The 20,164-nt window shown below is 43.8% G+C and carries 19 protein-coding genes; 13 read left to right on the forward strand and 6 right to left on the reverse strand.

Annotated elements, in window-relative coordinates; translation table 11 throughout:
• Positions 1 to 39: 39 nt before the first annotated feature.
• Genes EAE93_RS02225 through EAE93_RS02235 form a run of 3 tightly spaced genes read left to right on the forward strand, consistent with a single transcriptional unit; the run spans position 40 to position 2,067 of the window.
• Positions 40 to 483: a PTS sugar transporter subunit IIA gene (locus EAE93_RS02225; protein ID WP_214038983.1), complete on the forward strand. Its 444-nt coding sequence runs from the start codon at positions 40 to 42 to the stop codon at positions 481 to 483.
• Between the two features lie 29 nt (positions 484 to 512).
• Positions 513 to 800 carry a PTS sugar transporter subunit IIB gene (locus EAE93_RS02230; RefSeq protein WP_036807598.1) on the forward strand — a complete coding sequence of 96 codons (288 nt, stop codon included), beginning with the start codon at positions 513 to 515 and terminating at the stop codon, positions 798 to 800.
• A gap of 13 nt (positions 801 to 813) precedes the next feature.
• The gene (locus EAE93_RS02235; protein ID WP_214038984.1) at positions 814 to 2,067 is read left to right on the forward strand and encodes a PTS ascorbate transporter subunit IIC; all 1,254 of its coding nucleotides are present in this window, start codon (positions 814 to 816) and stop codon (positions 2,065 to 2,067) included.
• A 310-nt stretch (positions 2,068 to 2,377) separates the two neighbouring features.
• On the opposite strand, the gene EAE93_RS02240 is transcribed toward EAE93_RS02235, so the two are convergent.
• The 6 genes from EAE93_RS02240 to EAE93_RS02265 form a co-directional block, all read right to left on the reverse strand.
• Positions 2,378 to 3,073: a helix-turn-helix transcriptional regulator gene (locus EAE93_RS02240; protein WP_036775469.1), complete on the reverse strand. Its 696-nt coding sequence runs from the start codon at positions 3,071 to 3,073 to the stop codon at positions 2,378 to 2,380.
• Positions 3,074 to 3,128: 55 nt separating this feature from the next.
• Positions 3,129 to 3,806, reverse strand: coding sequence for a helix-turn-helix transcriptional regulator (locus tag EAE93_RS02245; protein ID WP_332008030.1), 678 nt, complete (start codon positions 3,804 to 3,806; stop codon positions 3,129 to 3,131).
• A gap of 13 nt (positions 3,807 to 3,819) precedes the next feature.
• On the reverse strand, positions 3,820 to 4,293 hold the full coding sequence (locus EAE93_RS02250; protein ID WP_052105731.1) for a hypothetical protein: 474 nt from the start codon (positions 4,291 to 4,293) through the stop codon (positions 3,820 to 3,822).
• Positions 4,294 to 4,618: 325 nt separating this feature from the next.
• Positions 4,619 to 5,395, reverse strand: a complete 777-nt coding sequence (locus EAE93_RS02255; protein WP_040149528.1) for a MurR/RpiR family transcriptional regulator — start codon at positions 5,393 to 5,395, stop codon at positions 4,619 to 4,621.
• A gap of 310 nt (positions 5,396 to 5,705) precedes the next feature.
• Positions 5,706 to 7,064 carry a 6-phospho-alpha-glucosidase gene (locus EAE93_RS02260; RefSeq protein WP_214038985.1) on the reverse strand — a complete coding sequence of 453 codons (1,359 nt, stop codon included), beginning with the start codon at positions 7,062 to 7,064 and terminating at the stop codon, positions 5,706 to 5,708.
• A gap of 13 nt (positions 7,065 to 7,077) precedes the next feature.
• The gene (locus tag EAE93_RS02265; protein ID WP_040152546.1) at positions 7,078 to 8,619 is read right to left on the reverse strand and encodes a PTS transporter subunit EIIC; all 1,542 of its coding nucleotides are present in this window, start codon (positions 8,617 to 8,619) and stop codon (positions 7,078 to 7,080) included.
• A gap of 835 nt (positions 8,620 to 9,454) precedes the next feature.
• Between EAE93_RS02265 and EAE93_RS02270 the strand changes: the two genes are divergently transcribed.
• The 10 genes from EAE93_RS02270 to EAE93_RS02315 all read left to right on the forward strand — a co-directional run bounded on the left by EAE93_RS02270 (position 9,455) and on the right by EAE93_RS02315 (position 20,141).
• Positions 9,455 to 10,075, forward strand: a complete 621-nt coding sequence (locus tag EAE93_RS02270; RefSeq protein WP_036775462.1) for a tyrosine-type DNA invertase — start codon at positions 9,455 to 9,457, stop codon at positions 10,073 to 10,075.
• 559 nt (positions 10,076 to 10,634) lie between these two features.
• A complete protein-coding gene (gene fruB / locus EAE93_RS02275) occupies positions 10,635 to 11,762 on the forward strand; it encodes a fused PTS fructose transporter subunit IIA/HPr protein (RefSeq protein ID WP_214038986.1) in 1,128 nt (375 codons plus the stop codon).
• A 72-nt stretch (positions 11,763 to 11,834) separates the two neighbouring features.
• Positions 11,835 to 13,520, forward strand: a complete 1,686-nt coding sequence (gene fruA, locus EAE93_RS02280; protein WP_040152549.1) for a PTS fructose transporter subunit IIBC — start codon at positions 11,835 to 11,837, stop codon at positions 13,518 to 13,520.
• 153 nt (positions 13,521 to 13,673) lie between these two features.
• Positions 13,674 to 14,579, forward strand: a complete 906-nt coding sequence (gene yhfZ, locus EAE93_RS02285; protein WP_040152551.1) for a GntR family transcriptional regulator YhfZ — start codon at positions 13,674 to 13,676, stop codon at positions 14,577 to 14,579.
• Between the two features lie 25 nt (positions 14,580 to 14,604).
• A complete protein-coding gene (locus tag EAE93_RS02290; protein WP_040152553.1) occupies positions 14,605 to 14,961 on the forward strand; it encodes a PRD domain-containing protein in 357 nt (118 codons plus the stop codon).
• Between the two features lie 117 nt (positions 14,962 to 15,078).
• The gene (locus EAE93_RS02295) at positions 15,079 to 16,263 is read left to right on the forward strand and encodes a YhfX family PLP-dependent enzyme (protein ID WP_040152555.1); all 1,185 of its coding nucleotides are present in this window, start codon (positions 15,079 to 15,081) and stop codon (positions 16,261 to 16,263) included.
• A gap of 69 nt (positions 16,264 to 16,332) precedes the next feature.
• A complete protein-coding gene (locus EAE93_RS02300) occupies positions 16,333 to 17,223 on the forward strand; it encodes a phosphotriesterase-related protein (protein WP_040152558.1) in 891 nt (296 codons plus the stop codon).
• Between the two features lie 11 nt (positions 17,224 to 17,234).
• Positions 17,235 to 17,594 (forward strand): DUF2620 domain-containing protein, encoded by a 360-nt coding sequence (locus EAE93_RS02305; RefSeq protein ID WP_214038987.1) that lies wholly within the window; start codon positions 17,235 to 17,237, stop codon positions 17,592 to 17,594.
• 10 nt (positions 17,595 to 17,604) lie between these two features.
• Positions 17,605 to 18,960, forward strand: a complete 1,356-nt coding sequence (locus EAE93_RS02310) for a YhfT family protein (protein WP_214038988.1) — start codon at positions 17,605 to 17,607, stop codon at positions 18,958 to 18,960.
• 83 nt (positions 18,961 to 19,043) lie between these two features.
• On the forward strand, positions 19,044 to 20,141 hold the full coding sequence (locus EAE93_RS02315) for an aminotransferase class V-fold PLP-dependent enzyme (RefSeq protein WP_214038989.1): 1,098 nt from the start codon (positions 19,044 to 19,046) through the stop codon (positions 20,139 to 20,141).
• Positions 20,142 to 20,164 lie beyond the last annotated feature (23 nt).

Raw genomic sequence — 20,164 nt, forward strand, 5'->3', positions numbered from 1 at the left:
GTAGGTAGAGCGGAATGAGATTTTTGTCAGGGGGAATTGATGCTAAAGAGGTTACTTACCCAGGATGTGATCCAAGTGATACCGGATATTGAAAATTGGCGCGAAGCAATCGCGATTGCTTGTCAGCCTTTGGTGGAAAATGGTGCCATTTCTTCTCGCTATATTGATGCTATTTATCGTTCGCATGAGGCAATTGGTCCCTATTATGTTGTCGGTCCCGGAATCGCTATGCCACATGCCAGACCTGAGGAAGGGGTCAATAAATTGGCTTTAGCCTTAACCGTGATTAGTAATGGAGTGGGGTTTGGGTCTGCGGAAAATGATCCGATCAAGTTGTTGATTGTCCTAGCAGCAACTGACAGCCATAGTCATATTGAGGTGATCGCTCAGCTTGCTGAGTTGTTTGATAATCAACAGGATGTTGCATTGTTGATGAGTGCCAAAAGTAAAGAAGAGATTCTTGCCGTGGTTAACCAGTATTAAGTCGCTATTTTTTGCTATGGGGAAACAGTATGAAAATCACAGTCGTTTGCGGGCATGGGTTAGGTACCAGTTTGATGATGGAAATGAGTATCAAAAGTATTCTGAAAGAGATGGGAATCGATGCCAGTGTTGATCACGTTGATCTGGGGTCAGCAAAAGCAACTCAAAGCGATATTTTTGTCGGTACTAAAGATATTACGGAACAACTAGTTGTTCAGGCCGTCGATGGCAAAATTGTTGCGCTGGACAATATGGTGGATAAATCGGCAATGAAAGTACGTCTGTCCGCAGCATTAGCGGAACTTGGTGCTCTGTAATCGGGAGGACGTTATGGAATTTTTCCATTTTCTGATGAGTGTCCTATCAGAACCTGCGATTTTGGTTGGTCTTATCGCGCTTATTGGTTTGATCTTGCAAAGGAAACCGGTGACGGAATGTATCAAAGGCACTATAAAAACCATTATGGGGTTTGTGATCTTGGGAGCGGGGGCTGGATTAGTCGTCTCTTCGCTGGGGGATTTTGCTGAGATTTTCCAACACGCTTTTGGTATTCAGGGGGTAATGCCAAACAACGAAGCCATTGTTTCTATTGCGCAAAAAGGTTTTGGTAAAGAAATGGCAATGATCATGTTCTTTGCTATGGTGATCAATATTTTGATTGCACGTTTTACCCCGTGGAAATTTATCTTTCTGACCGGGCATCACACATTATTTATGTCCATGATGGTCGCGGTGATTCTGGCGACAGCAGGGATCAAAGGCACTATGCTAGTGGCTATTGGTTCTGTGGTTGTTGGTGTTGCTATGGTTTTCTTCCCGGCGATTGCCCATCCATATATGAAGAAAGTAACAGGTTCTGATGACGTTGCCATTGGGCATTTTTCCACGCTTTCCTATGTTTTATCTGGTTTTATTGGCAGTAAACTGGGAAATAAAGCGTATTCAACAGAAGAGATGAATGTTCCGAAAAGCTTGCTGTTTCTGCGTGATACACCAGTTGCCATCTCTTTTACGATGGCGATTATTTTCATGATCAGTTGCTTATTCGCTGGTAGTGATTTTGTGAGAGAAGTCAGTGGTGGGAAAAATGGATTTATGTTCTCGCTAATGCAATCTATTACTTTTGCCGCTGGTGTATACATTATTCTGCAAGGTGTGAGAATGGTCATTGCAGAAATCGTTCCCGCGTTTAAAGGAATTTCTGACAAACTGGTACCAAATGCTAAACCAGCATTAGATTGCCCGGTTGTCTTCCCTTACGCGCCTAATGCAGTATTGGTAGGGTTCTTGAGCAGTTTTGTGGCTGGTGTTATCGGTATGTTTATACTGTATGCACTAGGTATGACGGTCATTATTCCCGGCGTAGTGCCACACTTCTTTGTTGGTGCAGCGGCTGGAGTTTTTGGTAATGCGACAGGGGGGCGTAGAGGCGCTATTCTCGGGGCTTTTGCTCAGGGCTTTCTGATCACCTTTTTACCCGTGTTCCTGTTGCCCGTCTTGGGGGATATTGGTATTGCCAACACGACATTCAGTGATGCTGATTTTGGCGCATTGGGCATTCTGTTAGGGATTATTGTTCGTTGATTGTGGATTTGGCATTGAAACAGGGGGTTATAAACACCCTGTCTCTTGCCAAAATGTTGATGTAAACCATTTGACTGTGGTAAGGCATCGGTCAATGCTCATAAAAATCTCTTGGTTTCATCGTTTTTTATATAAAGTCTTCAACAGAAATAAGAAAGTAAATTTTCAAAAAAATGATTATTTAGTCACGTTTTTAGCCCTTTATTTTAATTCGTCAAATTGTTATCCATATATCAGTTAGGGGAACTTAAGCAAAATTCAGGTTAATTAAACAGGTCAGAGAGAAATATGTAGCAATGAAATCTATTGTTTATAGCAAAATATGGCCTATGGATTGAAGGTATTTGGGGGGAATATAAAGATCATAATTATTCTCTTTGCAAAGTGTTCTTAGCTCAATGGCTGAGTTAACTGATAGTTTCTCATAGATACTTTCGAAATATTTTTCCACAGTGCGATATGAAATTTTCATTTCGTCAGCGATATATTTATTGCTAACTCCACGGCAGAATAAAAAAATGATTATCCATTCTTTCTCTTTTAATAGATTGTTAGGTTGCTGAAATCGGATTGATATAGCAATATTGTTCTCCATATAATGAGATACGGTAAAGTTATGTATTTCTCTGGCATGAGAAATTATGCCAATACACTGTTTATTTTCATCCATTAATGGATATTTATCACAGAAATAGGATGTAGTTTGCTCGTTTTTGGTTTGAGGGAAAGTGCTAAGAGATGATATTCGTTGCATACCCTGCAATACCTTATGATCATGTTCCTCAAAAAGATGAGCAAATTGATTAACGGGTGAAGGTAACTCTTTATCGGTATACCCAATAATATCAAAATTTTCAGGTAATTTATTAGCCCTAATAAACATTTTATTTGCATAAATAAAGCGGAACTCCTTATCTTTTACAAACCACGGTTCTGAGCTTTTATCCCACATATTAGTTAATTGAGGAGTAATAAAAGGGACTTTTTTACATCCTGATTGACTCATATTTGACCTTTATAACATTATTACCTTATAAAAAATTTGAATAAGTAGACGGTATTTATAAGTAAGACAATAAGAACCTTTTTGGCGCATAGAGATCAAAACTATTTAGTCGGCAATATTCCTCCAATTGTGAATCTGAGTTAATTTTCAATTTATTATAAATCTTTCTTATATATTCTTCTATGGTTTTATCTGAGATTTTGAGTAATTGACAGATTTGTGTCCTACTATATTTTTGTAGAAAAAGAAAAACAATTTCCCATTCCTGTTCAGTAAGGAGATGAGTTGGTGATTGAAACCTAATAGAAGCAGGCAGTTTACTATGAAATAGCCGAGTCAATGAATTATCCTGAACTTTCCAGGCATGGAAAAGAATACCGATGCATTCATTGTTATCATCATAGAATGGAAATTTCTCTTGGAAATAAGATGATAAAACTTTATCTCGGCCAAATACATGTGTCTCTAATGATAAAATACTTTCTCTATTTTTTATGACCTGCAAATCATGTATAATAAAATCTTTGGCAAATTCATTACCTTTCCAGGGGATATCACTATCGTATTTACCTTCATAATCATAGTTTGCATTCATATTTTGGAGTTTAATTAATGCATCATTACCATAGAGAAAGCAGGAAGATTTATCCTTTATTCCCCAAGGTTCATTGCTTACTTCCAGGGTATTGATTATTTGTAGCGAAGTAGTGGAATTTTTTCTAGTCATATTCATGTAATATTTTGATTTAGGAAAACATCATGCTTTCTTGTTGCAAAAATTTCTCTGGTGCGTTGAGCTCAAAGTCATTGAGATAACGATATCCCTCTAGTTTTTGGATAGTATATTTTTGTAAAAAGAGGAAAATAATAGCATGCTTAACTTGAGTAAAAAGTTCATATGGTGTTTGGTACATAACGGATGCTAGTAATTTTCCATAAAACAGACAGGTTAGAGAAAAAACTTTTGCTTTATTTACATGAAAGAGAGTACCAAGACAGTGCTGTGAATCCTGATCTTCTGTAATCGGTGCAGGTAATTCACTTGCTGAAAGTTCGGTAATATCAGAGTTTTTAGATAAGTTGAGTTGTTGGTAAAAAAACGGATTGGCACAGATAGATTTTGGCTGGCAATGTTTAGCTTCCCAAAGATTATAGTTTTTTTCTCTCAGGTAAACTAATTGCGGAGTGATATTATTTTGTTTGTTTTTTATATTTAACATGACAACTCCTTAATGAGTATTTTAATCATTATCTGAAGAGTTTTTCTATTGATTCCATTTAAAATAACCTGATTATATAACAGATTGCAATAATTAATTCGTATAAAGATAAAATTTATCGATTTTTACCTGAATCCGTTAATCAAATAGTTTATTATTATATGTAAAAATACCTCTATATGAGAATATATAAACATCAGTATTGTTTAGTACTAAAATTATTTAAATCATTTCATGCCAGTTTGATTTAATAGTTAACATCCCTTCCTGTACTTTTATTTTCCTTGGCTGTCGAGATCATATTGTATGGTTTTTGTTCTGTGAATTAAGACGTTGCCTGTAATAATAATAAATCAATGAGCATGATCAGATTAGACTCGAATGAAGTGATCTCGTTGATTTCCGCATCAAAATAAATTGCCTCGTCATATAGTGCAAAGTGCACATCAGCTAGTGAAGCCAATGGATTAGCAGATGAGCGGGTGAATGCAATGACTGTCATACCAATATTATGAGCAATGCGTACTTTATCCAACACTTGTTCTGTCTGACCGCTGCGAGAGATAGCGATAAAAACTTCATATTTCATCGCATTACTTAGGAAGATCTTACGGCTATCTCCTGGGTCGGATCTGAAAGCCGTTTTCCCTAGTACTTGCAATTTTTGCGTCAAATAATTGACAAATAGCCCGGAAAAACCAGCACCATAGAGAAAAAAACTCTCTTTCTCACGTAGCAGCGTGCTAAAACATGACATTCTTTCTGGTGTGACCAAAGTGAAAGTTTTACGGTAGTTAGCCACGAAGTGTTCAAATGCATCAGGAATTATCTCATCATGATGGGGTTGCGTATTCCCGAAAATGGGCATTCCACCGGACAACAGTTGTTTGCAGTACCAAATAAATTCACTATAGCCACTGAACCCCAGTTTCTGGCATAGACGCATAATAGTGGCGGGAGAAATGAACGTGGCTTTTGCCAGCTCACGTACTGTAATCTGCCCAATTAACAATGGATGCGCGGTTAAATAAGATAATACGCGGTATTCCGCGCGAGTTATTTTTTCGCTGCGCTGTAACAAAGGGGCTAACCGATTATCCATTATCTATTATCCATTATTTATCCAGTGATAGCAGGCAGCCATATCATATACCCGTTATCTTTCAAGTTGCCTCTTTGTTGGCTGTACTCACTCACCCCGGTCACATAGTTATCTATGCTCCCGGGGATTCGCTCCCTCGCTGTCGCGATGCATATTGAAATCCATAGGATATGTATGTTCGGCTGTTCGATAATCGAATTGTGGTGAATTTTCTTAATCTCCACAAGATAATGATTGCCGGACAGTGAGCCGGCTCGCATAAAAATCTTCTTTTTTATGTAAAAAAGGCAGATTATAGGTTAAATATTGGTTAAATTGCTTCACCTTGGTGCCAGGCTTGGTTAAGTGTAGGCCAATAACCTTGGTTAGCTTCGATCATTTCATCCAGAATCGCTTTGGCTTGTTGCATAGTAGGTACGGTACGATTCAGTGTGAAGGCTTGCAGCACTTTCTCATAGCTACCTTCTAATGCGGCTTCCACTAACAACTGTTCTGAAGCCAGTTGTTGCGCTAGCAGCGCCTGATGAAACAGGGGGATGTTCCCTATACGTACCGGTTCAGGACCTTGAGCGGTAATGTAAGCGGGTATTTCCACCATTGCATCGTAAGGTAAGTTAGCGATAGCGCCCCTATTCTCGGTAATCACCAGATGGCGCTGACGCAAATCAAAAGCCAGTGAGCATGCTACGTCAACAATAAAAGCGCCGTGTACCCCGACATGGAAAGCGTCGGGTAAAATGCCTGTGCGTTTAAACTCAGCCGCTGCTTTAAACAACTTCTTTTCCCGACCGTCCATCACTTCGTTGGCACGGGTATAGTCAGGATTTTGGTGCTCAACAATGTGGTTTGGCATCAGATAGTATTGCAAATAGGGATTAGGCACATAATCAGGAAAATGGTCCATGATCGGCTTGATATTACGCCAGGTTTTAACCCATGACGGATCAGCATGTTGCGGGTCTGTCTGTGCCGCATCAGCAGTCAGCAGGCCATGCTGAGCGATATGACGACGTAATTCAGGCAAATGATCTTTTCCGTTCACCCATACTCTGGTAAACCAGCCGAAATGGTTCAGACCAAAGTAATCGACGGTGATATCGTGACGATCCACACCTAAAATTGCTGCCATATTGCGCATAGCGGCCACTGGCATATCACAGATGTTGAGTACTCTGGCTTGTGGACGTAGACGGCGTATTCCTTCAGCAACGATAGAGGCGGGGTTAGAGTAATTTACGATCCAAGCGTTATCTGCATAGCGCTCCACCAAATCGATCAGTTCCACCATTGGCATGATAGTACGCAGGCCGTAAGCCAATCCGCCAAGACCACAGGTTTCCTGACCAATTACGCCGTGACGTAAGGGGATCTTTTCGTCCTGTTCTCGCATTTTGTACTGACCAACGCGTATTTGGGCAAAGACAAAATGGGTGCTGCTAAAAGCGGTTTTTGCCTCGTTTGTTACGACAAAGCGAATCGTCTGGCTATGCTCACGTATCACTTTTTCCACTACCGGCGCAATGGTGTCTTGCCGGTGAGTATCGATGTCATACAAACGAATTTCCGCTAGTGGGAAGTCGTTTAGCCGTACCATCAGGCTTTTTACGATACCTGGCGTATAGGTACTACCGCCGCCGGCGATAGTTAAAACGAAAGGGGCGCTAGCCATATTTATGCTCCTGTTAAAGTGCTTCTTCTACAGCTTCACGTATCTTTTTGACGTGCAGACCGTAAATTACCTGAACGTTATTTCCCTGACAGATGACACCTTTTGCGCCGGTCGATTTAAGCCTGTTTTCGTCAATGAGCGTGGTGTCATGTACCGTTATGCGCAATCGGGTATAGCAGTTGTCGATAGCAACAATATTCGCTGTACCGCCTAATCCGCAGATGATTTGTTGTCCTGGTTTGTCATCATCGGCAACTTGATACTCTTTCTTGCTATAGAGGCGTGTTTCTTGATCGTCACTTTCTCGTCCAGGGGTTTTCAGGTCGTAATGTAAAATCAGGAAACGGAATGCGAAAAAATAAATCACCGACATGATTAGCCCTACGGCGATATACATTGGCCAGTTAGATTTTTCGGTGCCGAGCGGTAAGTTATATAGTATGAAGTCGATTATACCGTTAGCGCCGATAGCATGTACGCCGAGTAGATAGAACAGCATAAAACCTAAACCAGTTAACAGGGCATGAACGCCAAACAGTAGCGGAGCAACAAACAGGAAAGAAAATTCAAGTGGTTCGGTTACGCCTAACAAAAAAGTGGTCATAGCGGCAGGGATGAGAACAGCTTTTGCCGCACTTTTCTTTGCTGGGTGGGCAGTCACATACATTGCCAGCGCAGCGGCAGTCAGGCCAAACATCTTACTGATCCCTCGCGCATCCCATACCACACTGTTACTAAGTTGATGTACAGTTGGGCAGGCCATTTCAGCGAAATAGATATTGCGTGCTCCTTGATGTACAGTGCCGCATACCTCTGTAACGCCCCCTAATTCGGTATACAAAAAGGGCGTATAAACCAGATGATGTAAGCCTAATGGGATCAGAATGCGTTCCAGAAAGCCGTATATGGCGACGCCAAATGGCCCGGACTCATGAATACCGTGAGCAAGGGCGCTGATGCCCCGTTGTGCGTAGGGCCAAATATCGCTCATTAAGTAACCCGATATAACGGCCAGAGGGATCATCAGAATGGCGACAAAACAGTGCCCGGAATAAATTGCCATCACACCATTAAACTGTTTTGACGAATAGCGGTTATAGCAATAACCAGCCAATGCACCGATCAGTATCCCGGCAAAAGCGCCCATTTCCAACACTTGCACACCCAGAACCATGCCTTGGCCAACATTGCGCATTTGCGTTTCTGCCGCCAATTTTCCCTGTAATGCTAAAGTAACGTGCATAGCATTGATAAAAATAACGAAAGTGACCAGACCGATCAATGCGGCATAACCTTTATTGCGTTTTGCCAGCCCGATAGGGATTCCAACAGCAAAAATCAACGCCAGATTGCTCAATATTGAAACAGCAGATTGGGAGATCAATTTCCCAGATTGCTGAACTAACCAATGGTTTAAAAATGGAAAATATTCTGCAAGGTTACCGTTTCCCAATACATTGCCAAAAGCAATAAATAGCCCGACGATAGGGAGAATTAGCACCGGGCCGTACAAAGATTTGCCAAGGTTTTGCAACGCATTAATGATCCTTTTCATTAAACTTCTGTTCCTTGCTAGAAATATTATTTGGTTACATAAAACTAAAGATACAGATTAAGAATAACAGCTCAGGAAGGTAAAATGACACTTATCCGATTGTTTTAAATAACAAATGACTGAAAAAGTAACATGTAACTTTTAAACGTGTGAGTGCATTCGCAAATCAATTTTTGTTACAAAGGATTGGCGGAAGAGGACAATAATGAGTCATAATGTTCGGGGTTTAGATAGTAAATAACATCATTGTGGTGACATGGCTGAAATCTGGAGGTGATTTGGAAAGCTGAATATTGTATCTAGCTGATATACCAAATCATTCTACATAGAGGATCATCTACTCATGTTACCAGTTTGTTAAATTTACTGTCGGCTGGGTTTTCTTCGGCAAGATAGAGAGATTGAATGTTTATCGAAAGCCGACAAATATCGCTGCATCAACATCCTTCCTTAGTGATTTGAACCAGAAATTAATCGACTGATACGTCCTTTTGTTAAAATGGTTATTGAACTTATTGCAGTGATTTTTGTTGGTAATTCTAGCCAAAAAGCCTTATTTGGTGGGAATCGGTTAATTGAATCACTATTTTTCTTTTAACCTAGGGATGGTAAGAATAGGGGGGATTACCGGAGAACAGACATTGAATATCTATCCGTTACGCAGCTTGAACATAGATCAAGTACAGAAACAGAAGTTTCATACAATCATCTGCCGCCATTCCGGCGCAGGTTTATTTATTATGGGGGATTTAGGGTTGGTTCTGGGTCTCAATCAGTTACAGATAACGCAGTGTGTTACATGCGTTAAAATAAAGAATATTTGGGATAGACCATAATGGGTCAACGAAGACATCTAACGCAATACGAAGTGGAAAGAATACTGGAAGTGGCGAAAAAGAGTCCTAATGGGGCGCGCGACTATTGTCTGGTATACATGAGCTTTGTTCATGGCTTACGTGTTAGTGAAGCCAGATATCTACGGTTATCTGATCTGGATTTGGATGATGGCAGTTTGTATATCCGGCGTTTAAAAGGCGGATTTTCTACTATTCATCCTCTTTTGGGTTATGAAATCCAGGCGATCAAAGAGTGGCTAAAAGTCCGTAAAACCTTCCGAGGGGCAGAAAGTGATTGGTTGTTTCTGTCACGTAGCGGAAACGCACTGACTCGCCAGCGCGTTTATCAACTTATTAACCAATTCGGACGATTGGCTAAGATTTCCATAGATTCGCATCCGCACATGTTGCGCCATGCCTGTGGTTTTGCGCTTGCGGATAGAGGGATAGATACTCGGTTGATACAAGATTATCTTGGGCACAGTAATATTCGCCATACTGTACGATATACCGCCAGTAATGCGGAGCGTTTCCACGGTGTTTGGGGTGTAAAAAGGAATCGGCAACGAGAATTACACTTTGATTATGTCCCACAGGAAAATGCTTGTTCAACTGAATAAGCGGTTCTGATGTATGCGCCTGTTAAGGCGCATACATAAAAACCCTCTTAAACAGCGTGATTGTATCTAGAGAATAGGGATGACAAGCTCTGTCTGTAAAAATAAAGCATCGCGTTGACAAATTTCTGACATAATATCAGACCTTTCATACAGCATTTTTTCAAATAATTGTTCCTGATCTTGGAAAAAATGATATTTCTCCGGCGTAACTCATTCTGCTAGTCGTTCCCTAATATCTTATCGATTTTGGTTTAATAACTTATTTCTTTAACTATCCGTGCTGACGTAGGTCTGTACCAATTTAGGAGGGTTGGTGAATGGCAAAGTTATTGGTTTACCAAATCCCTTGGGGGAGGTAGGCAAAAAGTGATGGCAGGAAAAATGTGAGTAATCTCAAAAAATTGCGATTTTATTTCACATAAGTATTGAATGAAAATTATTCATGTTTCACACTCATTGAAACGTTTCAGTTTTTTATCTCTTTTTCTTTTTATGGACTTAATGCTTTTTTCTCTGCGTAAACTGAAACGATTCTATTTTTGGTAATAGGGAGAAAATTATGTTCCAGTTGGCTCTGCAAAATATCCATACTGACGCAATTGCAACCAGTAAAGAGGATGCCATTCGTCAGGTAGCGGCTATGCTAGCCGCTAATGGTAATGTCAGCGATGCCTATGTTGACGGCATGTTGCAACGTGAAAATCAAATTTCTACCTACCTTGGCAACGGTATCGCCATTCCACATGGCACGCTAGATACTCGCGATCTGGTTATGAAAACCGATGTACAGGTATTTCACTTTTCACAGGGTGTTGAATGGGATCAAGGGGCGATGTGTTATGTGGTTATTGGTATCGCCGCACGTTCCGATGAGCATTTGGCACTACTGCGTCAGTTAACACACCTACTGAGCGATGATCGTATTGCTGAACAGTTAAAAACTGTTAAATCGGCGCAGGCGCTGCATCGCTTGCTGATGGGTGAAGTTCAGCAAGCTGAATTTAAATTCGATACCAGTCTGATTACGCTAGATGTTAACGCCCGCGATTTGATGACGCTACAGGCATTAAATGCCGGGCGGTTACAGCAAGTGGGGGCGGTGGATACGACTTTTGTCAGCAAAGTGATTAACAGTAAGCCGTTGGATCTTGGACAGGGCATTTGGTTAAGCGATAGTTCCGACGGTAATTTAACCAGCGCTGTGGCAGTGAGTCGATTGTTCACGCGGGACAACGAACCGGTGGTGATGTTATTGACCGTTGCGGTTGCCGACGACCAGCCGCTAAACGTGTTGCATCACCTGGGTAACTTGTTATTAGCACAAAAAGCAGAATGTTTGCTGAAAGCTGATGCGCCGACCGTGCTGGCATTACTGACCAGTGGCGTACAGGCGCGGAGCGCGATATCCAGTGGAGAATTTGTCCTGTGCAATGAACATGGCTTACATACTCGCCCTGGCGCCGTGTTGGTTAATGTTATCCGGCAATTTTCCAGTGAAATTACCATCATCAACCTTGATGGCGCCGGTCAACCGGTAAACGGCCGCAGTTTGATGAAAATCATGGCATTGGGCGCTAAAAAAGGGCACCGGCTTCATATTACTGCTAATGGCGATGATGCGCAGCAGGCGATAGCTGCCATTGGTGAAGCGATTATTTCCGGTTTGGGGGAAGGGCCGTGTAAGTAAAAATCCCCAGTTGGCTGTGAAAATGGCGCGCGTCGATCTACAACCCTTTTAGCTAATAGCAGGAGAAGCATGATGAAAACATTGCTTATCATTGATCCTTCACTCGGACTTGCCGGAAGTTATCTGGTGAAAACAATTCTCAATGCCTCTGCGGAGGAAAACGGACTGATACTAACAGAAGATCCAGCCGAAGCCGATTTGGTGGTCGTGACCGGCAATTGCGTTCCCACCGATAACGCACTGAACGGTAAGCTTGTTTATCTCGGCGATACGGAACAGGCATTGCATGCGCCGAAAGATTTCTTTCAGCAGGCAAAAACCGATGCACAACCGTACCAGATACCGGCAACTGACAGCGGTGGTGATATAAAACGCATTGTCGCGGTTACTGCCTGTCCTACTGGTGTGGCACATACCTTTATGGCCGCGGAAGCTATCGAAATCGAAGCCAAAAAGCGCGGCTGGTGGGTAAAGGTGGAAACCCGCGGTTCGGTAGGGGCGGGCAATGTTATTACACCGGAAGAGGTGGCAAAAGCGGATCTGGTGCTGATCGTGGCAGATATTGACGTAGATCTGGAGAAATTTGCAGGAAAACCTATGTACCGTACCTCCACCGGGCTGGCATTGAAGAAAACAGCGCAAGAGTTTGATAAAGCGCTGGTCGAAGCTAAACCTTTCCAGCCTACGGGGCAGAATAGTATTAAAACCGGGCGAGGAGAAAAGAATAGCGGCATCTATCGTCACTTGTTGACCGGCGTCTCTTATATGTTGCCGATGGTGGTGGCGGGTGGTCTGTGTATCGCGCTCTCATTTGCTTTTGGCATCACTGCATTTAAAGAGCCGGGTACATTGGCAGCCGCGTTGATGCAAATCGGGGGTGGTTCAGCTTTTGCCCTGATGGTCCCCGTATTGGCAGGTTACATTGCTTTCTCGATCGCTGATCGCCCAGGTCTGACGCCTGGTTTGATTGGCGGCATGCTGGCAACTAGCACGAACGCGGGATTTATTGGCGGTATTATCGCGGGTTTCCTCGCTGGTTACGTAGCGAAGTTTCTCAGTACCAAGGTGAAATTGCCGCAGAGTATGGCAGCGTTGAAACCGATTTTGATCATTCCGCTATTTGCCAGCCTGATCACCGGTCTGATTATGATTTATGTTATTGGTAAACCCGTCGCCGGTATCATGGCGGGGCTAACGTACTGGCTTTCTAATATGGGGACAACCAACGCGCTCCTGCTGGGGGCTATTTTGGGTGGAATGATGTGTGCTGATATGGGGGGAGCGATAAACAAAGCGGCCTATGCGTTTGGTGTCGGTTTGCTTAGTTCGCAAGCCTATGCGCCAATGGCTGCCATTATGGCCGCGGGGATGGTTCCACCGCTGGCAATGGGGGTGGCGACCCTGATTGCCCGGCAGAAGTTCGATAACGTTCAGCGGGAAAGTGGTAAAGCCGCATTGGTGTTGGGCCTGTGTTTTATTTCCGAAGGCGCGATTCCTTTTGCTGTCCGCGATCCGATGCGTGTGCTCCCATGTTGTATCGTTGGCGGCGCGGTGACGGGAGCGATCTCTATGGCAGTGAGTGCGCAGTTGATGGCGCCGCACGGGGGCCTATTTGTGCTGTTGATCCCAGGAGCTATCACACCAATATTGGGTTATTTGATGTCGATTATTATCGGTACCCTGTTGGCAGGATTGATCTATGCACTGCTTAAGCGCCCAGAAATTGAGCGTCCAGAAACGACCACAACTAAAGCATAAAAAACAGAAATTATTAGTTGTTGAATTAAACTCATTGAAATTACAGGAAATTATCTACTTATTCGTGACCTCATTCGCATTTTTGCTATTTTCCGATTGTTATTTGCCTGCTTAAATTAGATATAAATACATTCAAAAAAATGAAGAATTATTATGAGTCGCGGTTTGTTAAAAAAAGAGGGGGTTGCTCAGGCGTGTCTGGCGCGTTATCTGCTAGGTGAGCATTGCGGTAATCGGTTGAAGACGATTGAAGAGCTGTCATCTGACTATGGGTTATCTGTTGGGCTAGTTCAGTTTGCATTAAAAAAATTGGAGAGTTCTGGCGCGGTTTACGTGGAACGGCGGGGGCGCAATGGCAGCTATTTGGTTAGTGTGGATCACAAAGCGCTGTTAGCCCATGCTGACATTAGTAACGTGGTTTGTGCGATGCCGCTGCCTTATACCCGATTGTATGAAGGATTGGCGAGCGGCTTGAAAGCGCAATTTGAGGGCATTCCGTTTTACTTCGCTCATATGAGAGGTTCAGATGCCAGGATGGAATGCTTGCGTAGCGGTATTTATGACTTGGCGGTGGTATCACATTTGGCGGCGCAGACTTATCTGGAGCAGGGTGATGTCCGCGTTGTACTTGAATTGGGGCCACAGACCTATGTTGGCGCACACCAACTGATTTATCGCAAAGGGGGTGAACATAATATTCGTCGTGTTGGGCTGGATCATCGTTCTGCCGACCAGAAGATCATGACTGAAGTGTACTTTGCCGGGCAGGATATCACGTTGGTGGATATTTCTTACCACGAGAGCTTGTATAAAGTGGCGAAAGGTGACATTGACGCGGTGATCTGGAACGTTAGCAGAGAAATTGAACTTAGTTCTAGGGAGCTTATCGCAGTGCCGCTCCGTGGAAGCGCATGTTTTATCCAAGCTTCCGAGGCGGTGGTTTTAACCAGAACTGATGACATTCTGATTCAACAACTTGTACGTACTATGGTGAATAAAACAGAGTTGTTATCCCATCAACAACGTGTATTGGCAGGCCAGCAGGACCCAAGTTATTAATTTGGCATGTAGGGAGGTTCACGAAATGGAAAATCGACTGAATCTACTCTGTCAGGGAAATGTCATTGATAAGGATATCTATGATGGCATGCTACAGGTTGTGGCGCAGCTTGAAAATGATTGGAAAATTCCAGTCAGGAATGCGCTAGGGGAAACAGTAATAACACATATGGCTAATGCGTTGATGCGCTCACGCCGGGGAGAACAAATCAGTTCAATGGATATTGAGCTGTTGATGGAAGTGCGTCAATCGAGTGTCTTTTCTCATTTGCAAGAGATTAACGCTTCGCTGTTGGCACATTTTGACGTGCAATTACATCCCTGTGAGGAGGGGTACCTTCTGGTAAATTTGTTTAGCCTTTGGGCGGCGAAGGGGCAGTGACAACTCCAACAGAGATGAGGGAAATTTTTTTTTCCATCAAATATTCAAAAAAATGATGATTTAACATCTAGGTTCTTATAGTGGCATTGATCGCCGAAGAAGTACAGGAGGTACAGCATGTTTATGCATGCGCTGAACAGACAAAATCCGGCATTGATTGAGGCAGCCCAGATGTTATGGGCGCAAGGAGCCTTACTACCAGATACTTATGTTATTGACGTTGATCAGGTTTTAGACAATGCCAGACGATTACTTGCGGTAGCGGAGCATCATGGTATTGCTCTCTATCTGATGACCAAACAGGTTGGTCGTAACGCCTGGTTGGCACGTAAACTGCTAGAACTGGGTTATCAGGGCGTCACTGCGGTGGATTTTAAAGAAGCCAGAGTCTTGATGAACGGGAAGATCCCGGTGACTCATGTAGGCCATCTGGTACAGATCCCTCGCAATATGCTCTCTTCAGTGATGCAACAACATCCGGAAGTGATCACAGTATTTTCGTTAGAAAAAGCGGAGGAAATTTCCAGTCTGGCTCAACGTGAGGGAAATGTGCAACGTATTATGCTGAAAGTCTATGATGATCATGATCATTTATATCCTGGTCAGGAAGCGGGTTTTCATTTATCGGAATTGAGCACTGTCGTTCAGCGCATTATGGCGATGCCTGGTGTAAAACTGACAGGGTTGACACATTTTCCTTGCTTGTTGTGGCAAGACGTCCAGCAGCAGACACTGCCGGCGCCAAACTTATTTACTTTACTGAAAGCAAGAGACATTTTACGACAGGCAGGGGTTGAGGTGACGCAAATAAATGCGCCGTCGGCGTCAAGTTGTAGCACACTGCCGTTACTGGCAAAGTATGGTGTTACCCATACCGAGCCGGGACATGCGCTAACAGGAACAATCCTTGCCAATTATCGTGGAGAACAGCCAGAACGCATTGCTATGCTCTATCTGACAGAAATATCTCACCGATTTAACGGCAACAGCTACTGTTATGGCGGCGGTTATTATCGTCGTGGGCGGGCGCATAATGCACTGATATTCCTGCCAAACGGTCAGATTACCACCACTCGCCTGTTACCGATGGATGACGCCAGTATTGATTACCATTTCCCCCTGAGCGGTGAATTTCCGGTCGGTTGTGCTGTTATGTTGTGCTTTCGCACCCAGATATTTGCTACTCGCAGTGATGTGGCGTTGGTTAGCGGTATCCAGTCAGGACATCCGGTATTGGAAGGGCTTTATGACAGCCAGGGAAACCCTATTCTGATTAATGGAGAAAAAATGACCTGTGAATAGATGCACTTCCATCCTCTTCACCTTTATCCTTTTCACCTTCATCTTCTTTATTTTCGGACCGTCTTACTTATGACTCAGCAAAACAGAATTGACGCATCTGGCTATACCTATGCGCATGAGCACCTGCACCTCGATTTATCATCATTTAAAAACAACATTGACTGCCGATTGGATCAGTACGACCTGATTTGTGAAGAGATGAAAACACTGGTCAGCTTGGGTGTACACAATATTGTGGAGATGACCAATCGTTACATGGGACGTAACCCACAGTTTATGTTGGATCTGATGCGGGACTCCGGCATTAATGTAATAGTTTCTACTGGCTATTACCAATCTGCCTTTTTTCCTGAGCATGTAGCACATACCACCGCTCGACAACTGGCGGATGAAATGATCACTGAGATTGAACAGGGTATCGATGGTACAACGTTGAAAGCCGGAGTAATTGGGGAAATTGGTTCCAGCAAAGGAGTTATTACGCCTGATGAAGAGAAAGTATTTCATGCTGCGGCTATAGCCCATCTGGAAACTGGGCGGCCTGTTTCGACGCATACGACATTAAGCACGATGGGTCTTGAACAACTTAAATTATTGAAAAAGCACGGTGTAGATGCTGAACGCGTAGTTATTGGTCACTGTGATCTTAAAGATAATCTGGACAATATTTTGCGCATCATTGAGCAGGGTGCTTACATCCAGTTCGACACGATTGGCAAAAACGATTACTACCCGGATGAAAAGCGGATCGCTATGTTAAAGACCCTGGCCCAACGTGGCTTACTTAACCGCGTCATGTTATCGATGGATATTACCCGTCGTTCTCACTTAAAAGCCAATGGCGGTAATGGTTTTGCCTATTTGATCACCACCTTTGTGCCGATGTTAAAAGAGGCTGGATTAACGCAAACCGATATTAATTTGATGTTACGTGATAACCCAACGCTATTTTTCAACTAAAGGAAAAACATATGAGATTTGTTATTGGAGGACAAATTGAGAAAGAAAAAATTGCTGAAACTTTACGCCGTTTGGCCGAGGATAAAGTCTCATCCATTACCGTGATGGGAGACATAGATGCCGCTATAGCGCTTAAGAGTGGTAATGCGGATTACTATTTGGGGGCCTGTAATACAGGTGGAGGCGCTTTGGCAATGGTAATTGCTATTGTTGGTATTGATAAATGCGTCACCGTTAGTATGCCAGGCAAGATCCTGCCTGATGAAGAAATTATTGCACATGTTAATGCGGGGAAAACCGCGTTTGGTTTTACTGGTCAGGATATGGACGCAGTTATTCCGGTGATTATCAAAGCTATTTTTTCTTTATGAGGGCAGGGAAATGGAATATGAGTTTTTTACCCGTTTAATGGAAATTGATCCATTTAAGGCCGGTTTGTTAGCGGTGATCGGTGGGATATCTGCCATGATGGCTAACCGTGGTATTGCGGTATTTCATGATGGGCTACGTCCTTTAATGCCGGAACATCTGGAAGGGCGTATGAATCGTAAGACCCTGGCGGCCACCAGTTTTGCCCTAAGTTTTGGTCTGGTTATCGGCTTTGGTATTCCGTTCTCGCTGACCGCTCCGATTATTTTGGTGCATAGCTTATTACTGGGAACCGATGTTATTGGGACCTGGTGTGCAAACAGTAAAAAAGGTTTCATACTTTCCGCTATCTTGGGGGCGCTATATGCCGTTGCCCTGATGACCGGTTTACGATCTGTTGTCGATATCTTTGCCCATTTGCCGGTTAATTTCATGGGCAACCTGAGTAAAGTCGGCGATCCTATCGTGGCCTGCTTTGCACTGTTTCCTGCGATTGTTGTGGCCTATCAATATGGATATGGCAAAGGAATATGGGTGCTGATTGCGACATTGGTGGGGTATATCGCGACGAAAGCCGTAGGATCATTGAGTTTTGGCGGCGCCCTGAGCAAACCGGTGCAATTGGACCCTAACGGGATGGCCCTACTGATTTCGATGATAGTAATGTTCTATTTTGCTATGAAACAGCGTGCACCCAAAGCTGGCGAGGGATCTACTTCGGCCAAGGGCGCGAACGAGATGCTGGTTGGATTATTTTCCACGCGGATACAGCGTATTCAAAATAACATCTGGTTGCTGGTATTCAGTGGAGGATTGACCGCTGTAGCGGCTTCGATGTCGCTTAGTCTGCTGGCGGAAGGGCCGGTATCACTGCAACTGATGGCGCAGGGGGAAGGGGCTAACGCTATGCTGGTGGCGCTTGCCAGAGCGATCAGCTTTGTGCCGTTGGTTGGTATGACTGCCATTGCTACTGGAGTTTATAGCCCGGTCGGCATGAAATTTGTATTTGTCGCGGGATTAGTTACCAATAATCTGTGGATTGCCTTCATTGCTGGCAGTGTGATTATGTTTGTGGAAATCAAACTACTGGCAAGAATTGCTATCTGGTTGGATAAATATCCTGGAGTTAAAGCTTGTGGTGAACATATTCGTACCGTTATTACCCGCATGTTGGAAGTTGCCCTATTGGTGGGGGGAATGATGGCTTCCAATGCCATTTTGCCGGGCATGGGCTTCATGGTGGTGGCGGGCATTTATTTACTCAACCGCACGGCTAAACGTCCTTTGGTTGAAATGGCGATTGGGCCTATTGCAACGATTGTGGTGGGTGTACTAGCTAACATCATCTATCTGGTGGGCATCAGTTAATTGAATTAATTTCCCCTTTATTTTGTGATGATAAAAATAGAGGGGGGAAGTTAGGGAGAACAGATAGTGCGAGAGAACAGATATTGAACACATATCCATTACCAAGTCTGAGCATGGAACAGGCGCAGCACAAACAGTTTCGTTTAGTTGATATTATTTGCCGCCATTTTCCCGGCGCGGATTTTCTCACCACCGGAGATTTAGGGCTGGTGCCGGGATTGAATCGTCCACAAGTGACACAACGAGTTGAGCAGGTTATCGCAGATTTCTTTTCCGCCGAAGCGGCTGTATTAGTGCAAGGGGCGGGAACCGGCGCAATACGTTGTGGGCTGGCGGCATTACTTAACGCGGGCGATAGCCTGCTGGTTCATGATGCGCCGTTATATCCTTCGACAGCGGTTACTGCCGAGCAAATGGGTTTGCATCTGGTTCGGGCCGATTTCAATCAATCTGAACAGATACGGGCTGCGATTTTGCAACATTCGCCGGTGGCGGGGTTGGTACAACACACGCGACAGAAAATTGATGATGCTTATGAATTGGTAGAAATTATATCACTGCTAAATGCTGCATCACTACCGGCTCTGGTTGACGATAACTATGCAGCCATGAAAGTGGAACATATCGGTTGTGAATGGGGGGCTGCGTTATCGGCCTTCTCCAGCTTTAAACTATTTGGTCCGCAAGGTGTTGGTGTTGTAGTCGGCCAGCAAGCGGCAATAGAGCGCATCCGGCGTAATATGTATTCCGGTGGCAGTCAGGTTCAGGGATTTCAGGCATTGGAAGTATTGCGTGGATTAGTATTTGCCCCGGTGATGCATGCTGTACAGGCTCAGGTGAGTGAAACATTAGTGGTCCGGCTTAATCAGGGAGTTATTCCACAGGTAAAACGGGCGCTTATCGCCAATGCGCAATCGAAAGTATTGCTGGTGGAGTTTTATGATGAGATTGCCGAACAGGTACTTCATGTTGCTCATAAGCTTGGTGCGCTGCCTTATCCGGTGGGCGCCGAATCGAAATTCGACATACCGCCGCTGTTTTACCGGTTGTCCGGTACATTCCGTCAGTCTGATCCCACGTTAGAGAAACGGATGATAAGGATAAATCCCAATCGAAGCGGTGCTGAGACGGTGATAAGGCTCCTGAGTCAAAGCTGTGCGCAGGCCGTCGCCTTGTTGTAATAAAAGGCTAAAATAGAGGCAGA

This window comes from Photorhabdus akhurstii (assembly GCF_018448925.1).
Lineage (GTDB): Bacteria > Pseudomonadota > Gammaproteobacteria > Enterobacterales > Enterobacteriaceae > Photorhabdus > Photorhabdus akhurstii.

Coding starts and splice junctions, on each gene's coding strand:
- EAE93_RS02235 (WP_214038984.1), top strand. CDS start 814: ATGGAATTTTTCCATTTTCTGATGAGTGTCCTATCAGAACCTGCGATT.
- EAE93_RS02260 (WP_214038985.1), bottom strand. CDS start 7,064: ATGGCTAGCGCCCCTTTCGTTTTAACTATCGCCGGCGGCGGTAGTACC.
- EAE93_RS02270 (WP_036775462.1), top strand. CDS start 9,455: ATGGGTCAACGAAGACATCTAACGCAATACGAAGTGGAAAGAATACTG.
- EAE93_RS02245 (WP_332008030.1), bottom strand. CDS start 3,806: ATGAATATGACTAGAAAAAATTCCACTACTTCGCTACAAATAATCAAT.
- EAE93_RS02290 (WP_040152553.1), top strand. CDS start 14,605: ATGGAAAATCGACTGAATCTACTCTGTCAGGGAAATGTCATTGATAAG.
- EAE93_RS02240 (WP_036775469.1), bottom strand. CDS start 3,073: ATGAGTCAATCAGGATGTAAAAAAGTCCCTTTTATTACTCCTCAATTA.
- fruB (WP_214038986.1), top strand. CDS start 10,635: ATGTTCCAGTTGGCTCTGCAAAATATCCATACTGACGCAATTGCAACC.
- EAE93_RS02310 (WP_214038988.1), top strand. CDS start 17,605: ATGGAATATGAGTTTTTTACCCGTTTAATGGAAATTGATCCATTTAAG.
- EAE93_RS02300 (WP_040152558.1), top strand. CDS start 16,333: ATGACTCAGCAAAACAGAATTGACGCATCTGGCTATACCTATGCGCAT.
- EAE93_RS02295 (WP_040152555.1), top strand. CDS start 15,079: ATGTTTATGCATGCGCTGAACAGACAAAATCCGGCATTGATTGAGGCA.
- EAE93_RS02250 (WP_052105731.1), bottom strand. CDS start 4,293: ATGTTAAATATAAAAAACAAACAAAATAATATCACTCCGCAATTAGTT.
- yhfZ (WP_040152551.1), top strand. CDS start 13,674: ATGAGTCGCGGTTTGTTAAAAAAAGAGGGGGTTGCTCAGGCGTGTCTG.
- EAE93_RS02255 (WP_040149528.1), bottom strand. CDS start 5,395: ATGGATAATCGGTTAGCCCCTTTGTTACAGCGCAGCGAAAAAATAACT.
- EAE93_RS02225 (WP_214038983.1), top strand. CDS start 40: ATGCTAAAGAGGTTACTTACCCAGGATGTGATCCAAGTGATACCGGAT.
- EAE93_RS02305 (WP_214038987.1), top strand. CDS start 17,235: ATGAGATTTGTTATTGGAGGACAAATTGAGAAAGAAAAAATTGCTGAA.
- EAE93_RS02265 (WP_040152546.1), bottom strand. CDS start 8,619: ATGAAAAGGATCATTAATGCGTTGCAAAACCTTGGCAAATCTTTGTAC.
- fruA (WP_040152549.1), top strand. CDS start 11,835: ATGAAAACATTGCTTATCATTGATCCTTCACTCGGACTTGCCGGAAGT.
- EAE93_RS02230 (WP_036807598.1), top strand. CDS start 513: ATGAAAATCACAGTCGTTTGCGGGCATGGGTTAGGTACCAGTTTGATG.